Here is a 17,878-nt window from a genome sequence, read left to right as displayed (position 1 = left end):
ACGCCGTACCTGCCACCATGCCCCCGCCGCCCCACCCTGCCGTGCCCCTGCCCCACGCCGATTCCGCCTCGGCACTGCGGCGCCGTGACCCGTGGTGGTGGTGCCCGCCGCTGGTCGCAGTCGGCGTGATCGGCGGTCTCTTCATCCCGGCCTTCACCCTCTACGCCTTCGCAACCATGGCCACGGATTCCTGCGGCCCGGACCACTGCCCCGCCAGCGTGACCATCCCCCTGATCAGCGCACCCTTCCTCTACCTGACCGGCGCGGGCAGCGCCCTGCTCTCCTTCGCCTTCCCCTGGACCGTACGTTGGCGCAAGGCGCGGCTTTCGGTCGCTTGGGTCGGTACCGCAGCCTCCGCTTCGGTGCTGCCACTGCTTCTCTTCGTCATGGTCTGAGGTGGTGGCGCGAATCGCTAGGGCTATGTCCTGACCTGGCATCACATCCCGTAACGCCACATCTCGACGTGAGACCAAAGACGCGGGACACCATTGACCCGTACCAGCACCCGTACCAGCACCCGTACCGGCACCCGTACCGGCCGGCGCCGGATTCGAGCGCTGTCGGAGCAGCTAGCTCACCCTCCTCACCTGGACACCCACCCTCCTCGCCAACGCCTGCACCGCGATGGTGCCGGCCAGCAGGTCGAGCTCAACCCATCGGTTGAGGAGCACGGGTGGAGAGCCAGGGCCACCGGACCAACCCTGGGGCCGACGCCTCTCCACCCTCCCGACACCTAACGTCGACGCAGGTGGTCGTCAGCGATTGCGCTGCACGGCCAGACGGCCAGACGGCCAGACGGCCAGACGGCCACACAGCCATACACCTCGTCATCTTTGCTTCGTTCGAACCGCTGGGGGGTCTCATGAACACCGTGGAGGACAGGAAAACCATCAAGGAGGTGACGGCCATGGAAGCCGTTGCTGGCGCGGAAGCCACGGGAGGCGCGGAAGCCACAAATACGGACGGCACACGCCGACGACGCGCCGCCTTCCTCATCCCGCTGATCGTCAACCTCCTCCTGCCATTCGTCGTGTACTACGTGTTACGCGCTCAGGACTTTGCCCAGTGGCAGGCGCTGCTGCTGAGCGGCGCCATCCCGGCGGCGCACGCCGCAGGCACCGCAGTGGTACGCCGACGCGTCGAATTCTTCGACCTGCTGGTGATCGCCCTTCTGGTGGTGTCGGCCGTCACCTCACTCAGCGGCAGCCCACGGGTCCTGCTACTGAAGGACGCCGCCATTCCCGCCGTCCTAGGGATATGGATGCTGAGCTCGCTGTTTGCGGCCCGGCCGTTGGCGTACCGGTTCGGACGCCGACTACGCGGTCCGGGTGCGGAGCAAGCGGCGGAACGCACCTGGAGCGAGCAGCCGGACTTCCGTGCCGCGCTCCGCGGCCTCACGGTGCTGTGGGGCACCGCGCAGCTGCTCGACGCCGCCTTGAGCACCGTCGAGGCATTGACGCTGCCCGTCGACCTGGTGCCGATCGTCGGCCGCTTCCAGTCCCTCGGCATCCTGGCCGCCACGGTGGCACTCACCGTGCGCCACAGCCGCTCCTTCCACCAGCGCTGCGGCATACCCCTCTTCAGCCCCTGAACAGCGGTCACCACGCCCCCGACGTAACGGCCGCCGTGCTGCCCACGGCCCTACGAACCGTCCGCGTGCCTGCCTTGGGAGCTCCCCATAGGGCTCACCGCCCGATGGGTACTGCTAGGGCTACGGCTACGCGCACTCCGGAAGGGCCCGTCGCCACCATCGCAACAACAGCGTGGGAGACGGAACCGTCGTCGGCCACCAAGCAGTGACGGCCACGTGCTGCCCCAAACCAGCGGCCTAGCTTTCCTGCCGGACACGGGCTCAGCTTAGGCACCAGCCGGGGACCACAGCCGCCGTTCATGCATCACGCCAGGTCGACTCACGCCCGGACGGTCCAGGTCGACTCCCGCCCGGACGGCCATGACGAGGCGGGGACTGGCGAGGCAGCGACGCGCTAGGCGGAGCAGGGAGGCGAGGTGGAGGAGGAGGGAGGCGGGGGGAGGTGGGGGGAGGGGGAAGGGGGCGGGGGAAAGAGAGGCGGGGGAAGGCTAGGCCTCTAACCGGAGGTGAGGTTCCGGCCGTGGGTGGCCGTCGTCGTCATCTGGTGGCGTGCCGTGCTCCGCGCATTGCGGGTTGCTCTGCCACGGTTGCTGACAGGGACCGATGGCTTAACGACCCGAGGTGATCGCACGGTGGCGGCTGTGTTGTCTGCGCTGTTCGCGCTGCTGGCGGCCGTGGGCAATGCCACGGGTACCGTGCTCCAGCGCCTGGCCGCACGGACCGTCCCGGCGGGTGATGCGTTCAGCCCCAGGCTGGTCCGGCACCTGGTGCGGAATCCGGCGTGGCTCGGCGGGATCGCCGTGGTGGTCGGCGCTGCGGCGTGCCAGGCGCTGGCCCTGGCGCTGGGTTCGCTCGTCCTCGTCCAGCCGATCCTGGTGACCGAACTGCCACTGGCGCTCGTGATCGCGTGCGCGCTGGCCCGCCGACGGCTCCCGGCGGCGGGCTGGGCCGGTTCCCTCAGTGTCGCCGTCGGACTCGGTCTGGCCCTGGCCGCTGCCGCACCGTCTGGTGCGGGCACCGAGGTCTCGTCGGCCACGTGGGTGGTGACGCTGCTGGCCACCGTCGGCGCCATCACGCTGTGTGCGGCGGCCGCGGCACCCCGCCCGCGCGGGAAGGCCCGTGCGGCCCTCTTCAGCGCCGCCTCAGCGATCGGTTACGCCCTGACGGCGACATTGATGAAGTCCGCGACCGACATCTTCGACCGGCACGGCCCGGGCGCCTTCTTCGCCTCCTGGCAGACCTACGGTTTCGTGGCGGCCGGCGCATGCGCGCTGTTTCTGCTGGCCAACGCTCTCGAATCCGGCCCGCTGGTGGTCTCCCAGCCCGTCCTCACCCTGGGAGAGGCCCTCGTCAGCCTGGCCCTGGGCATCGTGGTGTACGGGGACCGCGTGCGCACCGGATGGTGGTTGATTCCGGAGGCGATCGGGGCAGTGCTCGTCACTTGGGGTGTGCTCGTTCTGTCGAGGGTCCGGATGGAAGACGAGAGGGAAGAGTAGGGAGAGGGAGAGGGAGAGGGGGAAGGGGCGGCGGGGGAGCAAGGGCCGCCCGCGGGAGGCACCGCCACCTGACGGACCGCCCGTACTCGTGCAGTCCTCGCACCTACGTCGGCACCGCCGCGGCCGGGCCGGCCCCGGGGTGCGCTACCGGCCGAGGGCACCTGTCTGTGACGCGAGCCCACACCGCACCCCAGGGGGCGTAGCGGCGTAGGGGCTTCAGGCATCGGCCGGGGCGATTCCTGCTGGGCTGTCCCCCGGGGGGAGGGCACCCACTCGTGGTCCCGACCAGCTCCCGTAGGGTTGCGGCCATGGGCAAGGGAATGGGGCGGTGGCCCGAGGGGGATCTGGACAGCGGTGTCGAGGATGCGACGCTGCTCATCCTGGAATGGCTTGGTGAGCAGGGGATTGGGGCCATGATCCGCGTCGATGCGGAGCGCCTGCGCGAGGGCCGGCCGGCATGGACCTTTGCCGCCGGCGGTGGCCCGTTGCCACCGATGAGAGCTGACGGTGCCTCGGCTGCCCAGTGCATGAGCCGGGCCCTGAGCCGAATGCGAGAGGCTGGGGTCGCCGTCCCCTTCTGAGCCGCCGACCGAGGTACCTCATTGGTGCGCCAGATGATTGTGCGGTGTCCTCCACTGAATCGTCTGCATACTGCACTTCACTCGTGGGGTACACGAATTCGCAGACCAGCGCCATGAAATCCTGTCCGTTCTCAAGCGTGCGCTGCGTATGGCGTCTATGGCAGTAGCGGTATCCCCAAGTGCAGTGGTGTCTATTGGGGTCACAGGGCTACGGATGCCACGGCCACGTCCCGCAGCGCGTGCGCACAAGGGGGAGGGACAGCAGGGGGACGCCGCGCTGCCAGCATGCAGGTCGCCGCTGGTCAGCAGGTGCGCCCCACGTAGTACGCGCCCTGGATCCTGGAGGCGGAGCCCAGCCACGTACGGCCGGGGCCCACGCAGCGTTCGTAGTCGGGGGCCCAGGCGACCTTTACCTTGATCACGACGTTCGAACCGTTGTTGGTGCAGTGGCGGTAGTACGCATCACTGCCCGTCTTGTAGAAGCCACATGGTTCTTTGGTCAGGGCGATGGCCTGACCGGGTGCGGCGGCGACCGTTCCGCAGAATGCGGCGGCACCGAGCATGAGAGCGGCAAAGCGGCGCATGGAACACCCTTCCTCAAGGCTCGACTTGGTCCTTGGTCCCTGGTACTTGCACTTGGTGTTTGATCCTTGGCGCTTGGTCATTTTTGGTCTTTCACCCGACCAAGTCGGCCCTTCTCAAACACCAGTTGGTCCGCCGCAGTGTCGGTCGACGTGTGCGGCTCCGCATGACTGCCCCTCGCGGAATCGTCCATGCACCGGGCCGCACGTGTGGGTGACGGCAAAATAGGCCAGATCGGGTTCGAAGCGTGGGGTGGGGTTCGTAACGAGCGCACGTGTGACGGAGGCGGCGGACAGGGACGGTTGGTTTCTCCTAGGGTGCCCGCTGTGTGCCACGCCGCGTGCGGCAGGATGGCTCATCGCGTCAGGACGACTACGTCTGCGGGACGTCTGCGTTTACCTTTGCGTCTTCGTCTTCTCTTCGTATTCGTCCAGGTCCTGTCCGCGTCCCGTTCACGTCCCGTCGACGTCCGCGGTCGGGTCCCCGGCGCGTTCGAAGTCCTAGAGACAAGCAGGTAAAAACCGAATGATGGAGCATCACATGCGCTGCGTGGCAGTGGCAGGGCCGCAGTTTCCGGGAGTGGGGGTCGACCGGTGAACCGTGCTGTCACGCTGCATGACCTGATACTTGCCGGTGCCGCGCTGGTTGCCGGTATCGTGGCCGGGCTGTTGTGCAAAGCGGTTCTGCGGTGGCTGGGGAAGCACGCGAGCAGAACGCGATGGAGCGGCGACGATGTCATTGTCGATTCACTGCGGTCCGTGGTGCCCTGGGCGGCGATTTCCGGCGGTCTGGCGGCCGCGGCCGCTGCGTTGCCGCTGACGCCTACGGTCGGACGGAACGTCAACCGGACGTTGACCGTGCTGCTCATCCTGGTCGTCACGCTGACCGCGGCCCGGATGATCACTCGACTCGTGAGGTCCCTGGCGCAGTCGCGTTCCGGCGTGGCCGGATCGGCCACCATTTTCGCCAACATCACCCGCATCGTGGTGCTGGCAATGGGCGTCCTCGTCATCCTGCAGACCCTGGGCATTTCCATAGCCCCTCTGCTCACCGCGCTCGGTGTGGGTGGCCTGGCGGTCGCCCTGGCGCTGCAGGACACCCTCGCCAATCTCTTCGCCGGCGTACACGTATTGGCTTCGAAGACCGTACAGCCCGGTGACTACATTCGGCTGAGCAGCGGCGAGGAGGGATACGTCGTTGACATCAACTGGCGTAACACCGTGGTGCGCCAGCTCTCCAACAATCTCGTCATCATCCCGAATGCGCAGCTGGCCGGCACCAACATGACCAACTTCACCCGGCCGGAACAGCAGTTGTCGATCCTCGTCCAGGTGGGCGTCGGCTACGACAGTGACCTTGAACACGTCGAGCGGGTCACCATGGAGGTCGTCAAGGGTGTCATGACCGATGTCAGCGGCGCCGTTCCGGAACATGAACCGGCCGTTCGTTTCCACACCTTCGGAGACTCTCGGATCGGCCTTACGGTGATTCTGGGGGTGGGCGAATTCAGCGACCAGTACCGGATCAAGCATGAATTCATCAAGCGGCTGCACCAGCGGTACCAGGCCGAAGGCATCAGGATTCCCGCACCGACACGGACGGTGGCACTGCAGCACCCCGAAGACGTGGGAATTCCGCAGCAACGAGGCACGTCCGATCCGGTGCTGTAGGGCTGTCGGTGAGGTGAGGTGAGGTGGGGCGGGGCGGGGCGGGCTGAGGTGAGGTGAGGGTTGGGTGGTGCGCCGGTATGGTGACCGGCGCTTCGGGGGCGGCTTGTGTTCCGCTGCGCGCGGCCCGGCTCAGGTGCCGTCCGGCCCCGGGGCCGTCGCTGTACGGACCGCCGCCTCCCTGCGGTCTGTCTCCCTGCGGTCCGACCCCGTACGGTCCGCCTCGTACGGCCCCAAGTCCGGCGCGCTCAGTGCCCTGACAACCCGGACAGCCCTGGCAGCCCTGAGCCCCGCCTCATCTCCGGAGCACGCCTCCGAAGAATGACGGGAACTGTCGTCCTGACGCTTGCCATGCCGGTATCCGCCAATCTCCCCGCTGTGGTGGCCGGCCCCGGAGCTCCGTTGCGCACTGTGGATGGCGGCAAGTGGGACAGACATCCACTGAAGAGGGAGTAGTGCGGTGGACAGGGATACGGCGAAGAACAGGGGGGCGGAGGGCATGGCGGAGCCCACCGTGCTGATTACCGGTGCGACGGGGAACGTGGGTCGGCAGGTCGTCGCCCTGTTGTTGGCAACGGGTGTACGCGTACGGGCTCTGACCCGGCATCCGGACTCGGCCGGCCTGGCGTACGGCGGCGTCGACGTACGGGCCGGCGACCTGGCCGATCCGCGCGGCCTGGAAGAGGCTCTCAAGGGCGTCGATCGGGCTTTCCTCATGTGGCCCTTTCATACGGCTGACGCCGCACCCGGTGTCGTCGAGGCGTTACGGCGTCACGTGGACCACGTCGTCTTCCTCTCCTCGGGGGCCGTCCAGGACGGGCTCACCCCCGAGCAACAGCGGCACCCGGTAGGCCGCTCCCACGCCACGGTGGAGCGCCTCATCGAACGGTCGGGACTCGGCTGGACGCATCTGCGACCCAGCACCTTCGCCAGCAACACCCTCTGGTGGGCCGACCAGATCCGCGCCGGTGACGTGGTGCGCGGCGCGTTCGGGGCGGTGCCCATGGCCCTGCTGCATGAGGCCGACATCGCCGCCGTCGCTGTACGCGCCTTGACCGAGGAGGACGGCCACGACAACGCGGCGTACACGCTGACCGGGCCCGAGGTCCTGACCCAGGTCGACCAGGTCCGCATCCTCGGTGAGGCCATCGGACGGCCTCTCCGGTGGGAGGAACTGTCGCGGGAGAGTGCCCGGCAGCAGCTGCTCGCCGACGACACCTTCCCCGACTCCTTCGTGGCCACCCTGCTGGACGGGTACGCCGAGATGCTTGACGCCCCGCCTCCGGTCACGACCACGACGGTCGAGGACGTGACCGGGAGGCCGGCACGCACCTTCCAACAGTGGGCTGTTGACCACGCCGCCGACTTTCGTTAGCCCAGCCCACTCCGTCCAATTAGCCCCACACATGCCTTTTGTCCCCTGAACGTCGAGAGGCAAGCGCCCTCGGAGCCGGTTGGTTGGCTGACTGGCTGCTAGAGGGCGCGCAGTGCGTTGCCAAGATCCGGGCCGTACGAGGCCCAACACTGGATGTCGCCGGCGTCGGAGACCAGATCGCCCAGATACCAGTTGCCGTCGCCGTCGCCATTGCCGTCGCGGGCCCGGACCGCGCAGATGCCGTCGAGGTTGATCACGCAGTCGGCATGGAGGGGCCTGCCGTTATGGGTAACGATGCCGACAGTGGTAAGCAGATGGGCCTGTGGGTAGCCGGTGAGGCACTGGACGTCCGACAACGTCCAGGGTTCGGGCAGGCATACGCGAGACGGCCTGTCCTGCGGTTCGCCGTTCGGTTGGCCGTTCTGGGCGTCCGCGTCGTCGTTCGGCTTGTCATACGGTTCGCCGTTCGACTGGCCGTACGGTTCGGTATGCGGTGCGTCGTACGGATCGGCGGCGGGGTTGTGTCCCTTGGGTGAGGGGGTCAACTCGACTACTGCGTGGCCGAGTTGGGGTCGAATCCACTCTTCCTCGCGCTCAATGCCGAGGACGCCTCCGAGGAACGTCATGTCCAAGGTTCCCGTGGGGGTTTCCCAGCGGAACGGGACCCGGGAGACGTGCGAGGGAAATTCGTCCTCGGCGGTCGTGCCGGGCCCGAACGACTGCTTCGGGCGTGGCCCGTCGTCGGTGTACCGGTGGGCGAAGAACGCGGTGATCCACCCGGTGACCCGGTCGCCACCCGAGGCCGACTCCCACTTGTAGAGGGAACGCCAGAATTTCTGGTCGATGCCCCACCCCGAGGCCGTCGCCCAGATCGCGTCCAGCACCGGCTGCAGTGCCGTGAACCACGGCCGCAACTCCTCGAACCACTCCGCCAGTTCCCGCACCCGGGCCGCCAGCAGACGCCAGTCCCGGTCCGTGCCCTCCAGTCGGATCCGCGGAATGCCGCAGAGGGTTTCCCACCGAAAGCGGTAGTACGGGCTGACCACGTCCATCAGCGCCACCAGCATGGCTGTGGCGTCCGTGTCCGTGGTGGTGGAGAAGGTGGTCTGGAAGAGGTCGGCGACCTCGTCACCGATCCGGGCGCGCAGGGGCTGTTGGACCAGATTGATCGAACGCTCCCAGTCCAGCGGGGCCAGGTCGTCCCGTACGGTGATGGTCTGCCGGTACCCCGGCGTCTCCGTAAAGATCCCCTCGTACGTCTTGGGGTTCAGCCGGACGTGCACGGCCACCTCGTGCACGACTGCGTACCAGAGGAGGTCGGGCGAGAGGCTCAGGGGGAGGTGAGCGGTGAAGCAGGTGTGGAGGGCTCGGAGCAGGAGGCTGGAGGTGGGTTCGGCGATGTCTGGGACGTCAGTGGACCAGCCTACGAGGCGATCGGTGCTGCGGTGGTGGAAGCGTGTCGGCGGCTGATCGCGGAGCACCGCTCGCAGGAAGCCTTCGTTGCCGAGTTCGGTGAGTTCTGAGGTGAGTCGGGCGGCCTCGTTGTCGGCTGCGTCCTCGTCGCGTGCTTCGCGCTCGTCGCGCTCTTCGTCCAGCGGCAGGTCTATCTCATATGCCATCGGTTCCCCTCCGATTCCGCTCGCTGAGCGGCGGTCTGAACGGCCATGGATGGCGCTATGAACGGCGATGTGAGCGGCGCTACGAGCCGCGCTATGAGTGGCGCTGTGAGCGGCGATCGTCCGTGATCTTAAAGCGTCGATCTTCAAGCGTCGACGGGCGCACGACGAATGACTGACAGAGAGCCGACATCAGACATCAGTAGCGGTGGCCAATGGCCACTTGCCGTAGTGAACGGCCGGCCACTTTCCGTAGTACCGCCACCTTTCCGTACTGGCGGGTCGGCGGGCCGAGGGGCCGTACCGGATGCGACTCCCGTCCGGGGAGCCCAGCATGGCAGCAGGGACGCCGGACCGGACGGAGCCGACCGGAGGTTTCGTATGACTCACCCTGACACGACGCCCAAGCCCGGCGATGCGCCGTCGCCGAGCGACGCACAACGTCCCGACGGCGCACGCGGTGTCAACCTCTTCCTCGGCTTCGCCCCCTGGATCATTTTCGCCGTGGTGGCGAGCCCCAGCTCGTGGGGGTTCGCCGCGCTTGCCGCGCTCATCACGGCGATCGGGGCCAGCATCCCCGACATCAGGCGCCGCAGCTTGAAGATCCTGGACATCGCCGGCCTGCTCTTCTTCGCCGTCATCTGCATCCTGTCGCTGGTCCTCGATCGTCACGACCTGATCTGGCTGGAGACGTACGCCCAGACCCTGTCCGGTGCGGTCCTGGCCGCCGTGGCCTTCACGTCCCTCGCCTTCATGCCGTTCACCGAGCAGTACGCGCGGGAGTCCGTACCTCGTGCGTACTGGGGGAGCCCGCTCTTCCGGCACGTCAACCGGGTGCTGACGGCGGTGTGGGGCGCGGTGTTCCTGCTGACGGCCCTGCTCGGCGTCCTCGCTCTGCACGTCGCGTCAGGGGTGGACTGGTTGAACTGGATCATTCCGATCGCGTTGTTCGTGGGCGCGGTCCGCTTCACGAGGTGGTACCCGGATCAAGCCCGGGCGCGAGCTCGGCAGACGGCTGCCACGTAGGCGTTGGGCGGACTTCGAGTCCTCCAGGCTGGCTGCCGGGATTCACCCGTACGTGTGCTGCACCTCAATTCGAACATGTGATGCAATCTTCGTGTGACTCCTCCCTACGCCTTCCCTGAAGATCTCGTGCAGGCTCAGCGCGCCTGGTACATCGCGTACCGAGAGCTTTCGCATGAGGAAAACCCGTCCCAGACCACGGTGCTGCGCCGCAGACTGCAGCAGCTGTCCGTGCGGATCGCCACGCACCCGTACTGGGCGAGCATCCCTGGCCGAGCACCCGCCGCGCGAATGGCGCTCAAGCAGCAGACCTGGGAGCTCGACCTGGAGCCCGAGTCCGAGGAGGTCAGGCCGTGAAACACGAAAGAGCCCCGCCGTGCCCTGGGTGCCGTGCCGTGCCCCGCCGTGCTCCACCGGCAGGACGGGCCCCTACGAGGCTGGCTCCGCAACGACACCCGCACCCGCCACCCGCACCCGTGCCCGCAGACGTGTCCGTATCTGCACCCGCACCCGCAGCCGTATCTGCACCCTTGCATGCGCATGCGGAGTCGAGATGTGGGGGAGTTCCGGTTCTACCTGGCAAAGCCGGGCCGGTGCGCCGTCGCGGCGGATGTCTTCCTTGAGGAGTTCAGCCCAGTTCGGGCGCCAGTGGGCCGCTCGGCGTGCCATTTCGAGGCGGACGGTGTGGGGCAGGGTGGCGATGACTCCGCGTCTGGCCGGCCACCAGTCCGGGAGGCAGTCGTAGCCGCGCTCGATGGTGCTCTTGGCGTCAGTATCGGTATCCGTATCGAGGCTGGTGCTGGTGCTGGTGCTGGTTTTGGTCTTGGTCTTGGTCTTGGTCTTGGCGTCAGTGTTGGTGTGGGAGTTGGTGTCGGGAACGGTTATGCGGATGTACGGCCAGCGGCCCCGTTCAAGGTCGGCTTCTGCGTCCCGTAGGGCGGTCAGCAGGGTGGCTGCCTCGCCGGAGATGCGGCGGCCCAGGTCGTCCTGGGATCCATCCGCACCGCGACCGTGATTGGTGTCCCCGGTGTCCACGAAGGCCGCCGCGCGTACTGAACTACCGCCCGTCAGGGCGTCGTTGGTGTGCAGCCAGGCGATCGGCCGTTCCTGTTCCGATGTCGCTGGCGGGGTCGGGCGGTTGAGTTCGGTGGACGTCTTCATCTCCACGGCGAGTGCCGCGGCGTGCTGCTCGGGCAGCCGGCACGGGACCTGCGGTCAGCGGAGGGCGTCGGGCGTCGGGCGCCGGGAGGTATGAGGTGCCATCTGTGGTCACCGCGCTGCACCGTTCAGAACGGGGTGGGGAGGTGGGCGAGTGGATGAGTAGGTGAGTGGGGGAGTGGTGGGCATGGGCGTCGGGGCAGCGTATGCGACGTTGGGTGGGGAGAGAGGCAAGTGCGCCTTGACAAAAGGAAATTGTCAATGCGTACTTGCCTCATGCCTCTTCCAGACTTGGACGACCTGATAGCGGAAGTAGACCGGACCTGCGACGCCGCGCACCGACCAGGCGGGCAGGAACAGCCGGACTGGCTCGCACTGCTCACGGTGGCGGCGAGCCTGGCCGGTCAACTGCAGGCACTGGCCGACGACTTGGTCGAAGACTATGTGGAGCACTGCCGGATGCACGGAAGCTCGTGGACGGACATCGGGACGGCGCTCGGTGTGACCAGGCAGGCCGTGCAGCAGCGCTTTCACGCTCCCCACAAGCGCTACGGCCCCGAGACCATGACTGACGACCTGCGCCAGGCCATGGTGCAGGTGAAGCAGGTCGCGGTGCATCACCGCAACAACTACATCGGGACGGAACACCTGCTCTGGGGCCTCACCGCGGAGGACAACACGGCTACGCGTCTGCTGCGGGCCGCCGATGTATCGCCCGAGGACCTGCACCGGGCCGTCGGGGCGCGCCTGAGTATGGGGGCGTCGCAAGCGGCCGAGCGGATTGCCTGGACGCCCTACTCGCGTAAGGCCATGGCGATTGCGGAAGAGCGGGCAGAAGCGGCGGGTTCGGCGCGTATCGACTGTGACCAGTTGCTTCTGGGGCTCGCACAGATCGGCCGTGGAGTGGCCGCCGGGGTGCTCAGTGACGCGGGAGTGGAGCTGGCGACACTTGATGACTGTCTTCGTCGTTCCGGCTGAGTTGCCTGGCGGACGCGACCGACTTGACGGATGCGGTGGACGCGACCGACCTGACGGTCGTGGTGGACGTGGTGGACGCGACGGACGCGGTGGGCATGGTGGGCGCGGTGGACTTCGTGGGGCCTGCAAAGTCCGCGCAAAGACCTGAGTCGGCTGTCTTCCCCTTCCACGGAATCCAGACCGGTGGTCGCCGCTGCGATGGGCGGCGTGGCTGCATAAAGGCCAGGTCAACCGGCCCTGGAGGATGCGGATTTCGTTGAGCGTCGGGGGTTGTGGCCATGTTTTCGGCCTGCCACATTTCACGTCGTTGCCACGCCGAGATTCTTCGCCGGGCCGGACGCACGCGCGCTGACCAAGGGTGGCCGGTGCCCGGCTTGGTGGGCCTCCACCGGGGCGGACGGACCGTGGAGGAGGGCATCATCAGTCAGCTCGTCGGCCGCCGTGCGCATGCTGTCGCCGTGATCAGCCGGGGGCTGGGCGGAGTGCCGGCCCCCGGTCTCGTCATGGCTGGTGTGCTCGGTCTGCAGTGCGGGGCCGCGCTGACCACTCGGCTCTACCCCGTCGTGGGCCCGGCAGGGGTGGTGAGCCTGCGCCTGTGTCTGGCCGCCGTGGTTCTCACTGCCCTGTGGCGGCCCGGGTTGCGCTGGGATCGGAGCACCCTTGGTGTTGTGGCGGCCGCCGGAACTCTGCTCGCCGTCCACCACCTCAGCTACTACGAAGCGGTCGACCGTCTCCCTTTGGGCGCCGCCACCACGATGGAGTTCCTCGGTCCCTTCGCCATCGCACTGTTCGGCTCACGCCGGGTCGCCGACCTGCTGTGGGCCTGCCTGGCCGCGGCAGGTGTCGTGTTGCTCAGCCACTCCGGCATTCCGCTCGACGCAGCGGGACTGGCCTGCGCCCTTCTCGCCGGATGTTGCTGGGGCGGCTACATTCTGGTCGGCAAGCGGCTCGCGGAACGGGTCCCGGACGGCCGCGGTCTGGCCCTCGCCGTCACCTGGGGCGCCCTCCTCAGTCTCCCGTGCGGCATCGCCCAGGCGGGCAGCAGACTCCTCGACCCCACCGCCCTCGCCCTGGCCGTCGCCGTCGCCCTGCTCTCCAGCGTTCTGCCGTACACCTTCCATCTCGAGGCTCTCCGCCGGTTGCCGCCCCGCGCCTTCGGCGTCCTCACGAGCCTCGAACCCGCCGTCGGTGCCCTCATCGGCCTCCTCGTTCTCGGCCAGCACCTGGCCGCCCCCCAATGGGCCGGCGTCCTGGCCGTAGCCCTGGCCTCCATCGGCGCTACCCGCACGCCGGAACCCGTCAGCCCCGAGAAGAGAGTTGGGAGTTCGTGAGGAGGGCGGTTGGGGTGGCGGCCGTTGGCGGCGGGCACGGTGTGGCTCGGGGGTGGGGGTGGGGGCTGCCCTGGTCGGTGGTGGTGAGAGCCAGGGTTCCAAGGTGGTGAGGGCTGAGGGGCAGTGGGCAGTGGGCAGTAGGCAGGGGGTGAGGGGGTGGAGCTTGTTGGGGAAGGCGTCGAAGAAGGAGTCGGTGTGGGTGCCCGGAGAGAGCGCTGAGTGGTTACTGCGCGGTCTGCGTGGTCTATGCGGTCTGCGCGGGCGCGCGCAGGTGAGTTGGGTGACGCGTTGGTTCCGTTCGGCGATTGCGTCACCTGGGGCGGTGCTGTTGTGGGAGAAGTAACGGCCGTTGTTGCCCACCTGGCGTCCCACCTGGCGTTCCTCCTGATGTCCCACCTGGGGTTTCGCGAAGGGGGTCAGTTGGTGCGGAGGAAAGTGAGGATGGAGTCGGTCTGGTTGAGGAGGGCGTGGCCGGCCTCGGGCAGGACGTTCACTGTTGCGTGCGGGAGGCACTGGCGTACGCGCCGGGCGGTGTCCTCGGAGTCGAAGAGGGTGTCGCGGCTGCCGACCGTCACCAGTGTGGGCATGGTCAGGCGGCGCAGCGCACTGTCGGGGAAGAGGGGGAGCCGCTCGGTGCGGGGCTTGAAGTGAGTGAAGGTCAGCATGACGTGGTCGAGGAGGTGCTGGACCTCGGGTGCTTCCAGGCCCGTGCCGGTCGCCACTGACCGGCGCACTCCCCGGCGTCCCAACGCGCGCAGGAGCACGACCTTGAACAGCCACCCCATCTTCTGCCTGCCGAGACCGCCGGGGCAGAGCAGCGCCAGGTGGGTCACTCGGTCCGGCCGGCGGGTGGCGTAGTCCAGTGCCACCCATCCGCCCAGGGAAGTGGCGACGATCGCCGTGCGGGTCACGCCCAGATGCTCCAACACCTCGTCCAGCCACAGCGCATGGGCGTCGGAGGACAAGGGTGGGCGGGATGCGGCACTCAGTCCCGGTTCGCCTATGAGGTCGAGGGCGTACGTCCGGAAGTGCCGGGACCAGGAGGCGATGTCGTCCTGCCACATCGTCGTATTCGCTCCCGATCCGTGGATCAGAAGCACGGGCAGCGCGTCCTTCGGGCCGGAGACGAGGACGAAGGTTTCGCCTTCGCGGGTCGGTATCCGCACCTCCTCGGCGGGGACCGGCCAGGCGTGGAGCATCTTCCGGTAACGCTGCTGGATCTCCCTCGCACCGGCTTCGCTCTTGTAGATCGTGCTGGTGCTGGTGCTGGTGCTCGTGCTGGGGCTCATGTCGCGAGTACTCCTTCCATGTAGTCGAAAATCCGGGCCGTGTCGGCGAGACCGCCCAGGACGATGACCTTCATCCGGGCCCTTCCCTTGTCGTAGGCCGTCTCGATCCGCAGGGGCGCATGGCCCGGGCCGCGGTTGGTGGCCAGGCTCATCAGGAGGGCGGTCAAGCGGTCGGCTGTCTCGGGGGTGATCGCGTCGATCTCGACGATGCTTGAGACCTCGGTGTGCTGGTGCTGCTGTTCTTGCGGTCGCCGTCCGTCCGTGTCGCCCTGGGGCGCGGGTGCCGGGCGGCCGGTGAAGGCTTCCAGGTCCTCGTGGGCGATGCGGTACTGCTTGCCGATGCGGACCGCGTGGAGACGTCCGTCCCGCACGTAGTTCCGGATGGTGCGGACATGGAGGCCCAGGTGCTCCGCCACTTGTTCCACGGAGTAGAAACGATCAGGCATGAAAGTACCTTAACTTCCCCTACTGGTAAGCACAATGAGGAAGTTTGAGGAATATAGGGGATGGAAGGGGAAGGGGTGAGTGGAGGGGAGCGGTGGGGAGTCGTTGGAAGTGACGGGAGTCGGGGGAAGAGGTGGGGTGGGTGACCTGCCCCGGTGCTCACGGGCTTCAGGGACTTCGGGGACTTCAGGGGCTTCAGAGGCTTCAGCGTTTCCGGGGCTGTAAGCCATCTCAGTGGCTGTGAAGGGAAGCCGGTGGCTGTGCAGCTGGTGGGGGATGAGGTGGCGCCACGATGGGGCGATGGAGGAGAGACACTCTCTTGAGGCCACGTCGGGCAGGGTGCTGCGTACGCCGCGGGCGGCCGGGGCGGCGGGAGTGCTGGCGGCGCTGCTGCTGGCCGCCGTACTCACGATCGTCCGCATCAGCTTGCCCTCCGCGATCCCGGCCCACGCGGGGGAGTGGCCGTCGCGCTCGCCCCACCGGCAGGTTCTGGAAATCGCCCTGGGCCTGCTGCCGTTCGCCGGCATCTTCTTCCTGTGGTTCATGGGTGCCGTACGGGACTACACCGGGCGCACGGAGCGGGGTACCGACCAGCCGGCGAAAGCCGTTTCTGCCAATGCCGTCTCGGGGAATGCCGTCTCCGGGAATGCGGAAGGGCGAGTGGAGAACAGGTTCTTCGCGACGCTCTTCCTGTGCAGCGGGCTGATGTTCACCGCTTTGGTGCTCGCGGCGGGGGCCGCCGCCGGCGGCCTGCTCGCCATCACCGGCAACCTCCCGGCCGGCGTGCAGGTCCTGTGGACCTACGGGCGGACGACGCTCACCTTGCTTGCCAGCTACGCCATGCGGATGGCCGCGGTGTTCACGCTCTCCACCACGACCATCGGACTCGCCCTGAGCGTCTTCCCGCGCTGGCTGGCCTGGCTCGGCTATGCGGCCGCGCTTGTGCTGTTGTTCGTCGTCGGTACGGTCCCCTGGACCGAACTGGTCTTTCCTGTCTGGATGCTGGCCACCAGTACGTACATCCTGGGGGCCTCCTTCCGGAGGGGCGGCGGGTGAGTGGGCCGCCAGGGCTCCCGGCTCCTTAATCTCCCCGCTTGGCCGCGCGCCACTCAGGGGCCAGTACCGACCAGACTTCGATGTCGTGCCGCTCGCCCCGGTAGAGATAGCCCTCGCGCAGGACGCCCTCCTTGGTCATCCCCAACCGCCTGGCCACCGCGATACTGGGCTCGTTGGCCGCCGAGACCAGCCACTCCACACGGTGGATGCCCCGCTCCTCGACGGCCCAGTCGATGAGCACGCGTACGGCACGGGTCACCAGCCCCTTGCCCACCGCCGACGGCTCCAGCCAGCAGCCTGCCTCGGCAGTGCCCTGGTTGACGTCCATGGTGCGGAAGAGGACCCCGCCGACCAGTCGGCCGTCCAGCCAGATGCCGCAGATGCGGCCGGTGTCGGCGGCGGCCTTCTCCGCGTACGAGTGGAGGTACGAGCGGCTCGCGTCCAGATCCACGATCAGGTCCGCCAGGCCGATGTACTGCCCGATGAATTCCCGTCCCCGGTCGATGTGGGCGAGGAATTCCCCGGCCTGCCAGGGCTCCAGCGGACGCAGCTCGGCGCGGTTGCCACCGTTGGCAGCGTCGCCACCCAGGGGTATCGCGTACATCGGTCACCTTCCACTCGGCCACTTAGGCCACTTAGGCCGCTCGGGCCGTTCGGCGTGCCAGGGCTTGGAATGCGGCGGGGGCTGGAATGCGGAGGGGCTGCAACGCCAGGGACCGGAACGCCAGCGACCGCAACACCAGGGACTACCGCCACGGGTTCATGGGGGTGGTGAGGGGGTTGGGGAAGTGGTGTGCCGGGGTTTCCAGCCCCAGGCGGTGAGCATTCCGGGGGAGAGGGCGGCGGAGTGCGGGGAGGACAGGGCCTGACGGGCCTGTTCGAGTAGGGGCTCGTCCACCTGGCCGGTGGCGAGGAGGGCGTCGTGGGTGCGCTGCCAAGTGTCCTCCCAGAAGCGGCTGATGGGGCTGCCGGGCAAGAGCGGAGGGACGTGGATTTCGGCGGCCACCGAGTGCAGGCCCTCCTCCAGCAGGAAGGCGGGATAATCGGGCACCCAGGAGATGTCCGTACCGATGGTCGTGCGCAGGGCCTGCCACATCGCGCGCATGACCCGGGTGTACGGGGTGGCCGGGGCGGAGGAGGTCGTCAGGTCGACGGCGTCGCTGAGTACGAGGACGCCGCCCGGGGCGAGCAAGGAACTCAGCCGGTTGATCATGCGTCGCCACGGGCGGAGGTGCATCAGTACGAAGCGGGCGTGGACCAGGTGGAAGCGGCCGGGGTCGAAGTCGGGTGCGGTCACGTCGGCGGTCTGGGCCACGAGCCCCGGCGGGGCATCGACGGTGAGGAAGCGGGTGTCACGGTCGACGGCCAGGGCGGACGTGACGTCCGCGGACTCCAGCAGCCACCGGGCGACGGTGCCGGTCCCGGCGCCCACGTCGAGGCAGTGCCAGCCGGGACCGGCGCCCAGCGCCGTCAGCCGTGCGGTGCTCACCGCGTCGTAGGCGAGCGCTCCCAGGTCGATGCGATCCGCCTCGCCGGCTGCCTCCGGGCGGAAGGCGTCTTCACCGTAATGCCCGGCAGCCGGTCCGGAAGGCTCCGCCGGTCCAGAGGGCTCCGCTGGTCCAGCCGGTCCAGAGGGCTCCGCTGGTCCAGCCGGTCCAGTAGGCCCGGCCGGCCCGTCCGGCTGTCGCACC

The 17,878-nt window shown here is 68.1% G+C and carries 18 protein-coding genes; 11 read left to right on the top strand and 7 right to left on the bottom strand.

What is annotated here, in order from left to right; genetic code table 11:
* Positions 1–41: 41 nt before the first annotated feature.
* From AB0E02_RS09920 to AB0E02_RS09905, 4 genes are all read left to right on the top strand, one after another.
* Entirely contained in the window at positions 42–395 is a 354-nt protein-coding gene (locus tag AB0E02_RS09920; protein WP_362137494.1) for a hypothetical protein, read from the top strand.
* 467 nt (positions 396–862) lie between these two features.
* Entirely contained in the window at positions 863–1,591 is a 729-nt protein-coding gene (locus AB0E02_RS09915) for a VC0807 family protein (protein WP_362137493.1), read from the top strand.
* 524 nt (positions 1,592–2,115) lie between these two features.
* Entirely contained in the window at positions 2,116–3,087 is a 972-nt protein-coding gene (locus tag AB0E02_RS09910) for a DMT family transporter (protein WP_362137492.1), read from the top strand.
* A gap of 308 nt (positions 3,088–3,395) precedes the next feature.
* Positions 3,396–3,668 (top strand): hypothetical protein, encoded by a 273-nt coding sequence (locus tag AB0E02_RS09905; protein WP_362137491.1) that lies wholly within the window; start codon positions 3,396–3,398, stop codon positions 3,666–3,668.
* A 302-nt stretch (positions 3,669–3,970) separates the two neighbouring features.
* On the opposite strand, the gene AB0E02_RS09900 is transcribed toward AB0E02_RS09905, so the two are convergent.
* Positions 3,971–4,252, bottom strand: a complete 282-nt coding sequence (locus AB0E02_RS09900; RefSeq protein ID WP_362137490.1) for a DUF6355 family natural product biosynthesis protein — start codon at positions 4,250–4,252, stop codon at positions 3,971–3,973.
* A gap of 591 nt (positions 4,253–4,843) precedes the next feature.
* Between AB0E02_RS09900 and AB0E02_RS09895 the strand changes: the two genes are divergently transcribed.
* On the top strand, positions 4,844–5,920 hold the full coding sequence (locus tag AB0E02_RS09895) for a mechanosensitive ion channel family protein (protein WP_030410941.1): 1,077 nt from the start codon (positions 4,844–4,846) through the stop codon (positions 5,918–5,920).
* Between the two features lie 496 nt (positions 5,921–6,416).
* Positions 6,417–7,292 (top strand): NAD(P)H-binding protein, encoded by an 876-nt coding sequence (locus tag AB0E02_RS09890; RefSeq protein ID WP_362137489.1) that lies wholly within the window; start codon positions 6,417–6,419, stop codon positions 7,290–7,292.
* Positions 7,293–7,390: 98 nt separating this feature from the next.
* Here the strand turns inward: AB0E02_RS09890 and AB0E02_RS09885 are convergent, their stop codons facing one another.
* Positions 7,391–8,911: a DUF4419 domain-containing protein gene (locus AB0E02_RS09885; RefSeq protein ID WP_362137488.1), complete on the bottom strand. Its 1,521-nt coding sequence runs from the start codon at positions 8,909–8,911 to the stop codon at positions 7,391–7,393.
* A gap of 378 nt (positions 8,912–9,289) precedes the next feature.
* On the opposite strand from AB0E02_RS09885, the gene AB0E02_RS09880 reads away from it, so the two are divergent.
* Positions 9,290–9,934 carry a hypothetical protein gene (locus tag AB0E02_RS09880; protein ID WP_362137486.1) on the top strand — a complete coding sequence of 215 codons (645 nt, stop codon included), beginning with the start codon at positions 9,290–9,292 and terminating at the stop codon, positions 9,932–9,934.
* A gap of 93 nt (positions 9,935–10,027) precedes the next feature.
* Positions 10,028–10,288 carry a hypothetical protein gene (locus AB0E02_RS09875; protein WP_362137485.1) on the top strand — a complete coding sequence of 87 codons (261 nt, stop codon included), beginning with the start codon at positions 10,028–10,030 and terminating at the stop codon, positions 10,286–10,288.
* Positions 10,289–10,360: 72 nt separating this feature from the next.
* Here the strand turns inward: AB0E02_RS09875 and AB0E02_RS09870 are convergent, their stop codons facing one another.
* Positions 10,361–11,092, bottom strand: coding sequence for a hypothetical protein (locus AB0E02_RS09870; protein WP_362137484.1), 732 nt, complete (start codon positions 11,090–11,092; stop codon positions 10,361–10,363).
* A 288-nt stretch (positions 11,093–11,380) separates the two neighbouring features.
* On the opposite strand from AB0E02_RS09870, the gene AB0E02_RS09865 reads away from it, so the two are divergent.
* Positions 11,381–12,067, top strand: a complete 687-nt coding sequence (locus tag AB0E02_RS09865) for a Clp protease N-terminal domain-containing protein (RefSeq protein ID WP_362137483.1) — start codon at positions 11,381–11,383, stop codon at positions 12,065–12,067.
* Positions 12,068–12,570: 503 nt separating this feature from the next.
* Positions 12,571–13,398, top strand: a complete 828-nt coding sequence (locus AB0E02_RS09860) for an EamA family transporter (protein ID WP_362137635.1) — start codon at positions 12,571–12,573, stop codon at positions 13,396–13,398.
* Positions 13,399–13,814: 416 nt separating this feature from the next.
* On the opposite strand, the gene AB0E02_RS09855 is transcribed toward AB0E02_RS09860, so the two are convergent.
* Complete coding sequence (locus tag AB0E02_RS09855; protein ID WP_362137482.1) at positions 13,815–14,687, bottom strand: alpha/beta fold hydrolase; 873 nt, start codon at positions 14,685–14,687, stop codon at positions 13,815–13,817.
* Positions 14,684–15,133, bottom strand: a complete 450-nt coding sequence (locus AB0E02_RS09850) for a helix-turn-helix domain-containing protein (protein WP_362137481.1) — start codon at positions 15,131–15,133, stop codon at positions 14,684–14,686. Before AB0E02_RS09850 ends, AB0E02_RS09855 begins: the two co-directional genes overlap by 4 nt.
* A 298-nt stretch (positions 15,134–15,431) precedes the next feature.
* Between AB0E02_RS09850 and AB0E02_RS09845 the strand changes: the two genes are divergently transcribed.
* Positions 15,432–16,187, top strand: coding sequence for a hypothetical protein (locus AB0E02_RS09845; protein ID WP_362137480.1), 756 nt, complete (start codon positions 15,432–15,434; stop codon positions 16,185–16,187).
* 25 nt (positions 16,188–16,212) lie between these two features.
* Here AB0E02_RS09845 and AB0E02_RS09840 read toward each other — a convergent pair whose 3' ends face one another.
* Both AB0E02_RS09840 and AB0E02_RS09835 read right to left on the bottom strand, forming a co-directional pair.
* Complete coding sequence (locus AB0E02_RS09840) at positions 16,213–16,791, bottom strand: GNAT family protein (RefSeq protein ID WP_362137479.1); 579 nt, start codon at positions 16,789–16,791, stop codon at positions 16,213–16,215.
* A gap of 156 nt (positions 16,792–16,947) precedes the next feature.
* Positions 16,948–17,706, bottom strand: coding sequence for a class I SAM-dependent methyltransferase (locus AB0E02_RS09835; RefSeq protein ID WP_362137634.1), 759 nt, complete (start codon positions 17,704–17,706; stop codon positions 16,948–16,950).
* Between the last annotated feature and the right edge of the window lie 172 nt (positions 17,707–17,878).

The sequence above is a fragment of the Streptomyces sp. NPDC048196 genome (genome assembly GCF_040652715.1).
Taxonomy (GTDB): Bacteria; Actinomycetota; Actinomycetes; order Streptomycetales; family Streptomycetaceae; genus Streptomyces; species Streptomyces siderophoricus.
This window is presented reverse-complemented; position numbering and strand designations above follow the sequence as displayed.

What these genes read in the sequence shown, in the direction of transcription:
- AB0E02_RS09915 (WP_362137493.1), top strand. Translation starts at nt 863, where the DNA reads ATGAACACCGTGGAGGACAGGAAAACCATCAAGGAGGTGACGGCCATG.
- AB0E02_RS09905 (WP_362137491.1), top strand. Translation starts at nt 3,396, where the DNA reads ATGGGCAAGGGAATGGGGCGGTGGCCCGAGGGGGATCTGGACAGCGGT.
- AB0E02_RS09900 (WP_362137490.1), bottom strand. Translation starts at nt 4,252, where the DNA reads ATGCGCCGCTTTGCCGCTCTCATGCTCGGTGCCGCCGCATTCTGCGGA.
- AB0E02_RS09890 (WP_362137489.1), top strand. Translation starts at nt 6,417, where the DNA reads ATGGCGGAGCCCACCGTGCTGATTACCGGTGCGACGGGGAACGTGGGT.
- AB0E02_RS09885 (WP_362137488.1), bottom strand. Translation starts at nt 8,911, where the DNA reads ATGGCATATGAGATAGACCTGCCGCTGGACGAAGAGCGCGACGAGCGC.
- AB0E02_RS09880 (WP_362137486.1), top strand. Translation starts at nt 9,290, where the DNA reads ATGACTCACCCTGACACGACGCCCAAGCCCGGCGATGCGCCGTCGCCG.
- AB0E02_RS09870 (WP_362137484.1), bottom strand. Translation starts at nt 11,092, where the DNA reads ATGAAGACGTCCACCGAACTCAACCGCCCGACCCCGCCAGCGACATCG.
- AB0E02_RS09860 (WP_362137635.1), top strand. Translation starts at nt 12,571, where the DNA reads ATGGCTGGTGTGCTCGGTCTGCAGTGCGGGGCCGCGCTGACCACTCGG.
- AB0E02_RS09855 (WP_362137482.1), bottom strand. Translation starts at nt 14,687, where the DNA reads ATGAGCCCCAGCACGAGCACCAGCACCAGCACCAGCACGATCTACAAG.
- AB0E02_RS09850 (WP_362137481.1), bottom strand. Translation starts at nt 15,133, where the DNA reads ATGCCTGATCGTTTCTACTCCGTGGAACAAGTGGCGGAGCACCTGGGC.
- AB0E02_RS09845 (WP_362137480.1), top strand. Translation starts at nt 15,432, where the DNA reads ATGGAGGAGAGACACTCTCTTGAGGCCACGTCGGGCAGGGTGCTGCGT.
- AB0E02_RS09840 (WP_362137479.1), bottom strand. Translation starts at nt 16,791, where the DNA reads ATGTACGCGATACCCCTGGGTGGCGACGCTGCCAACGGTGGCAACCGC.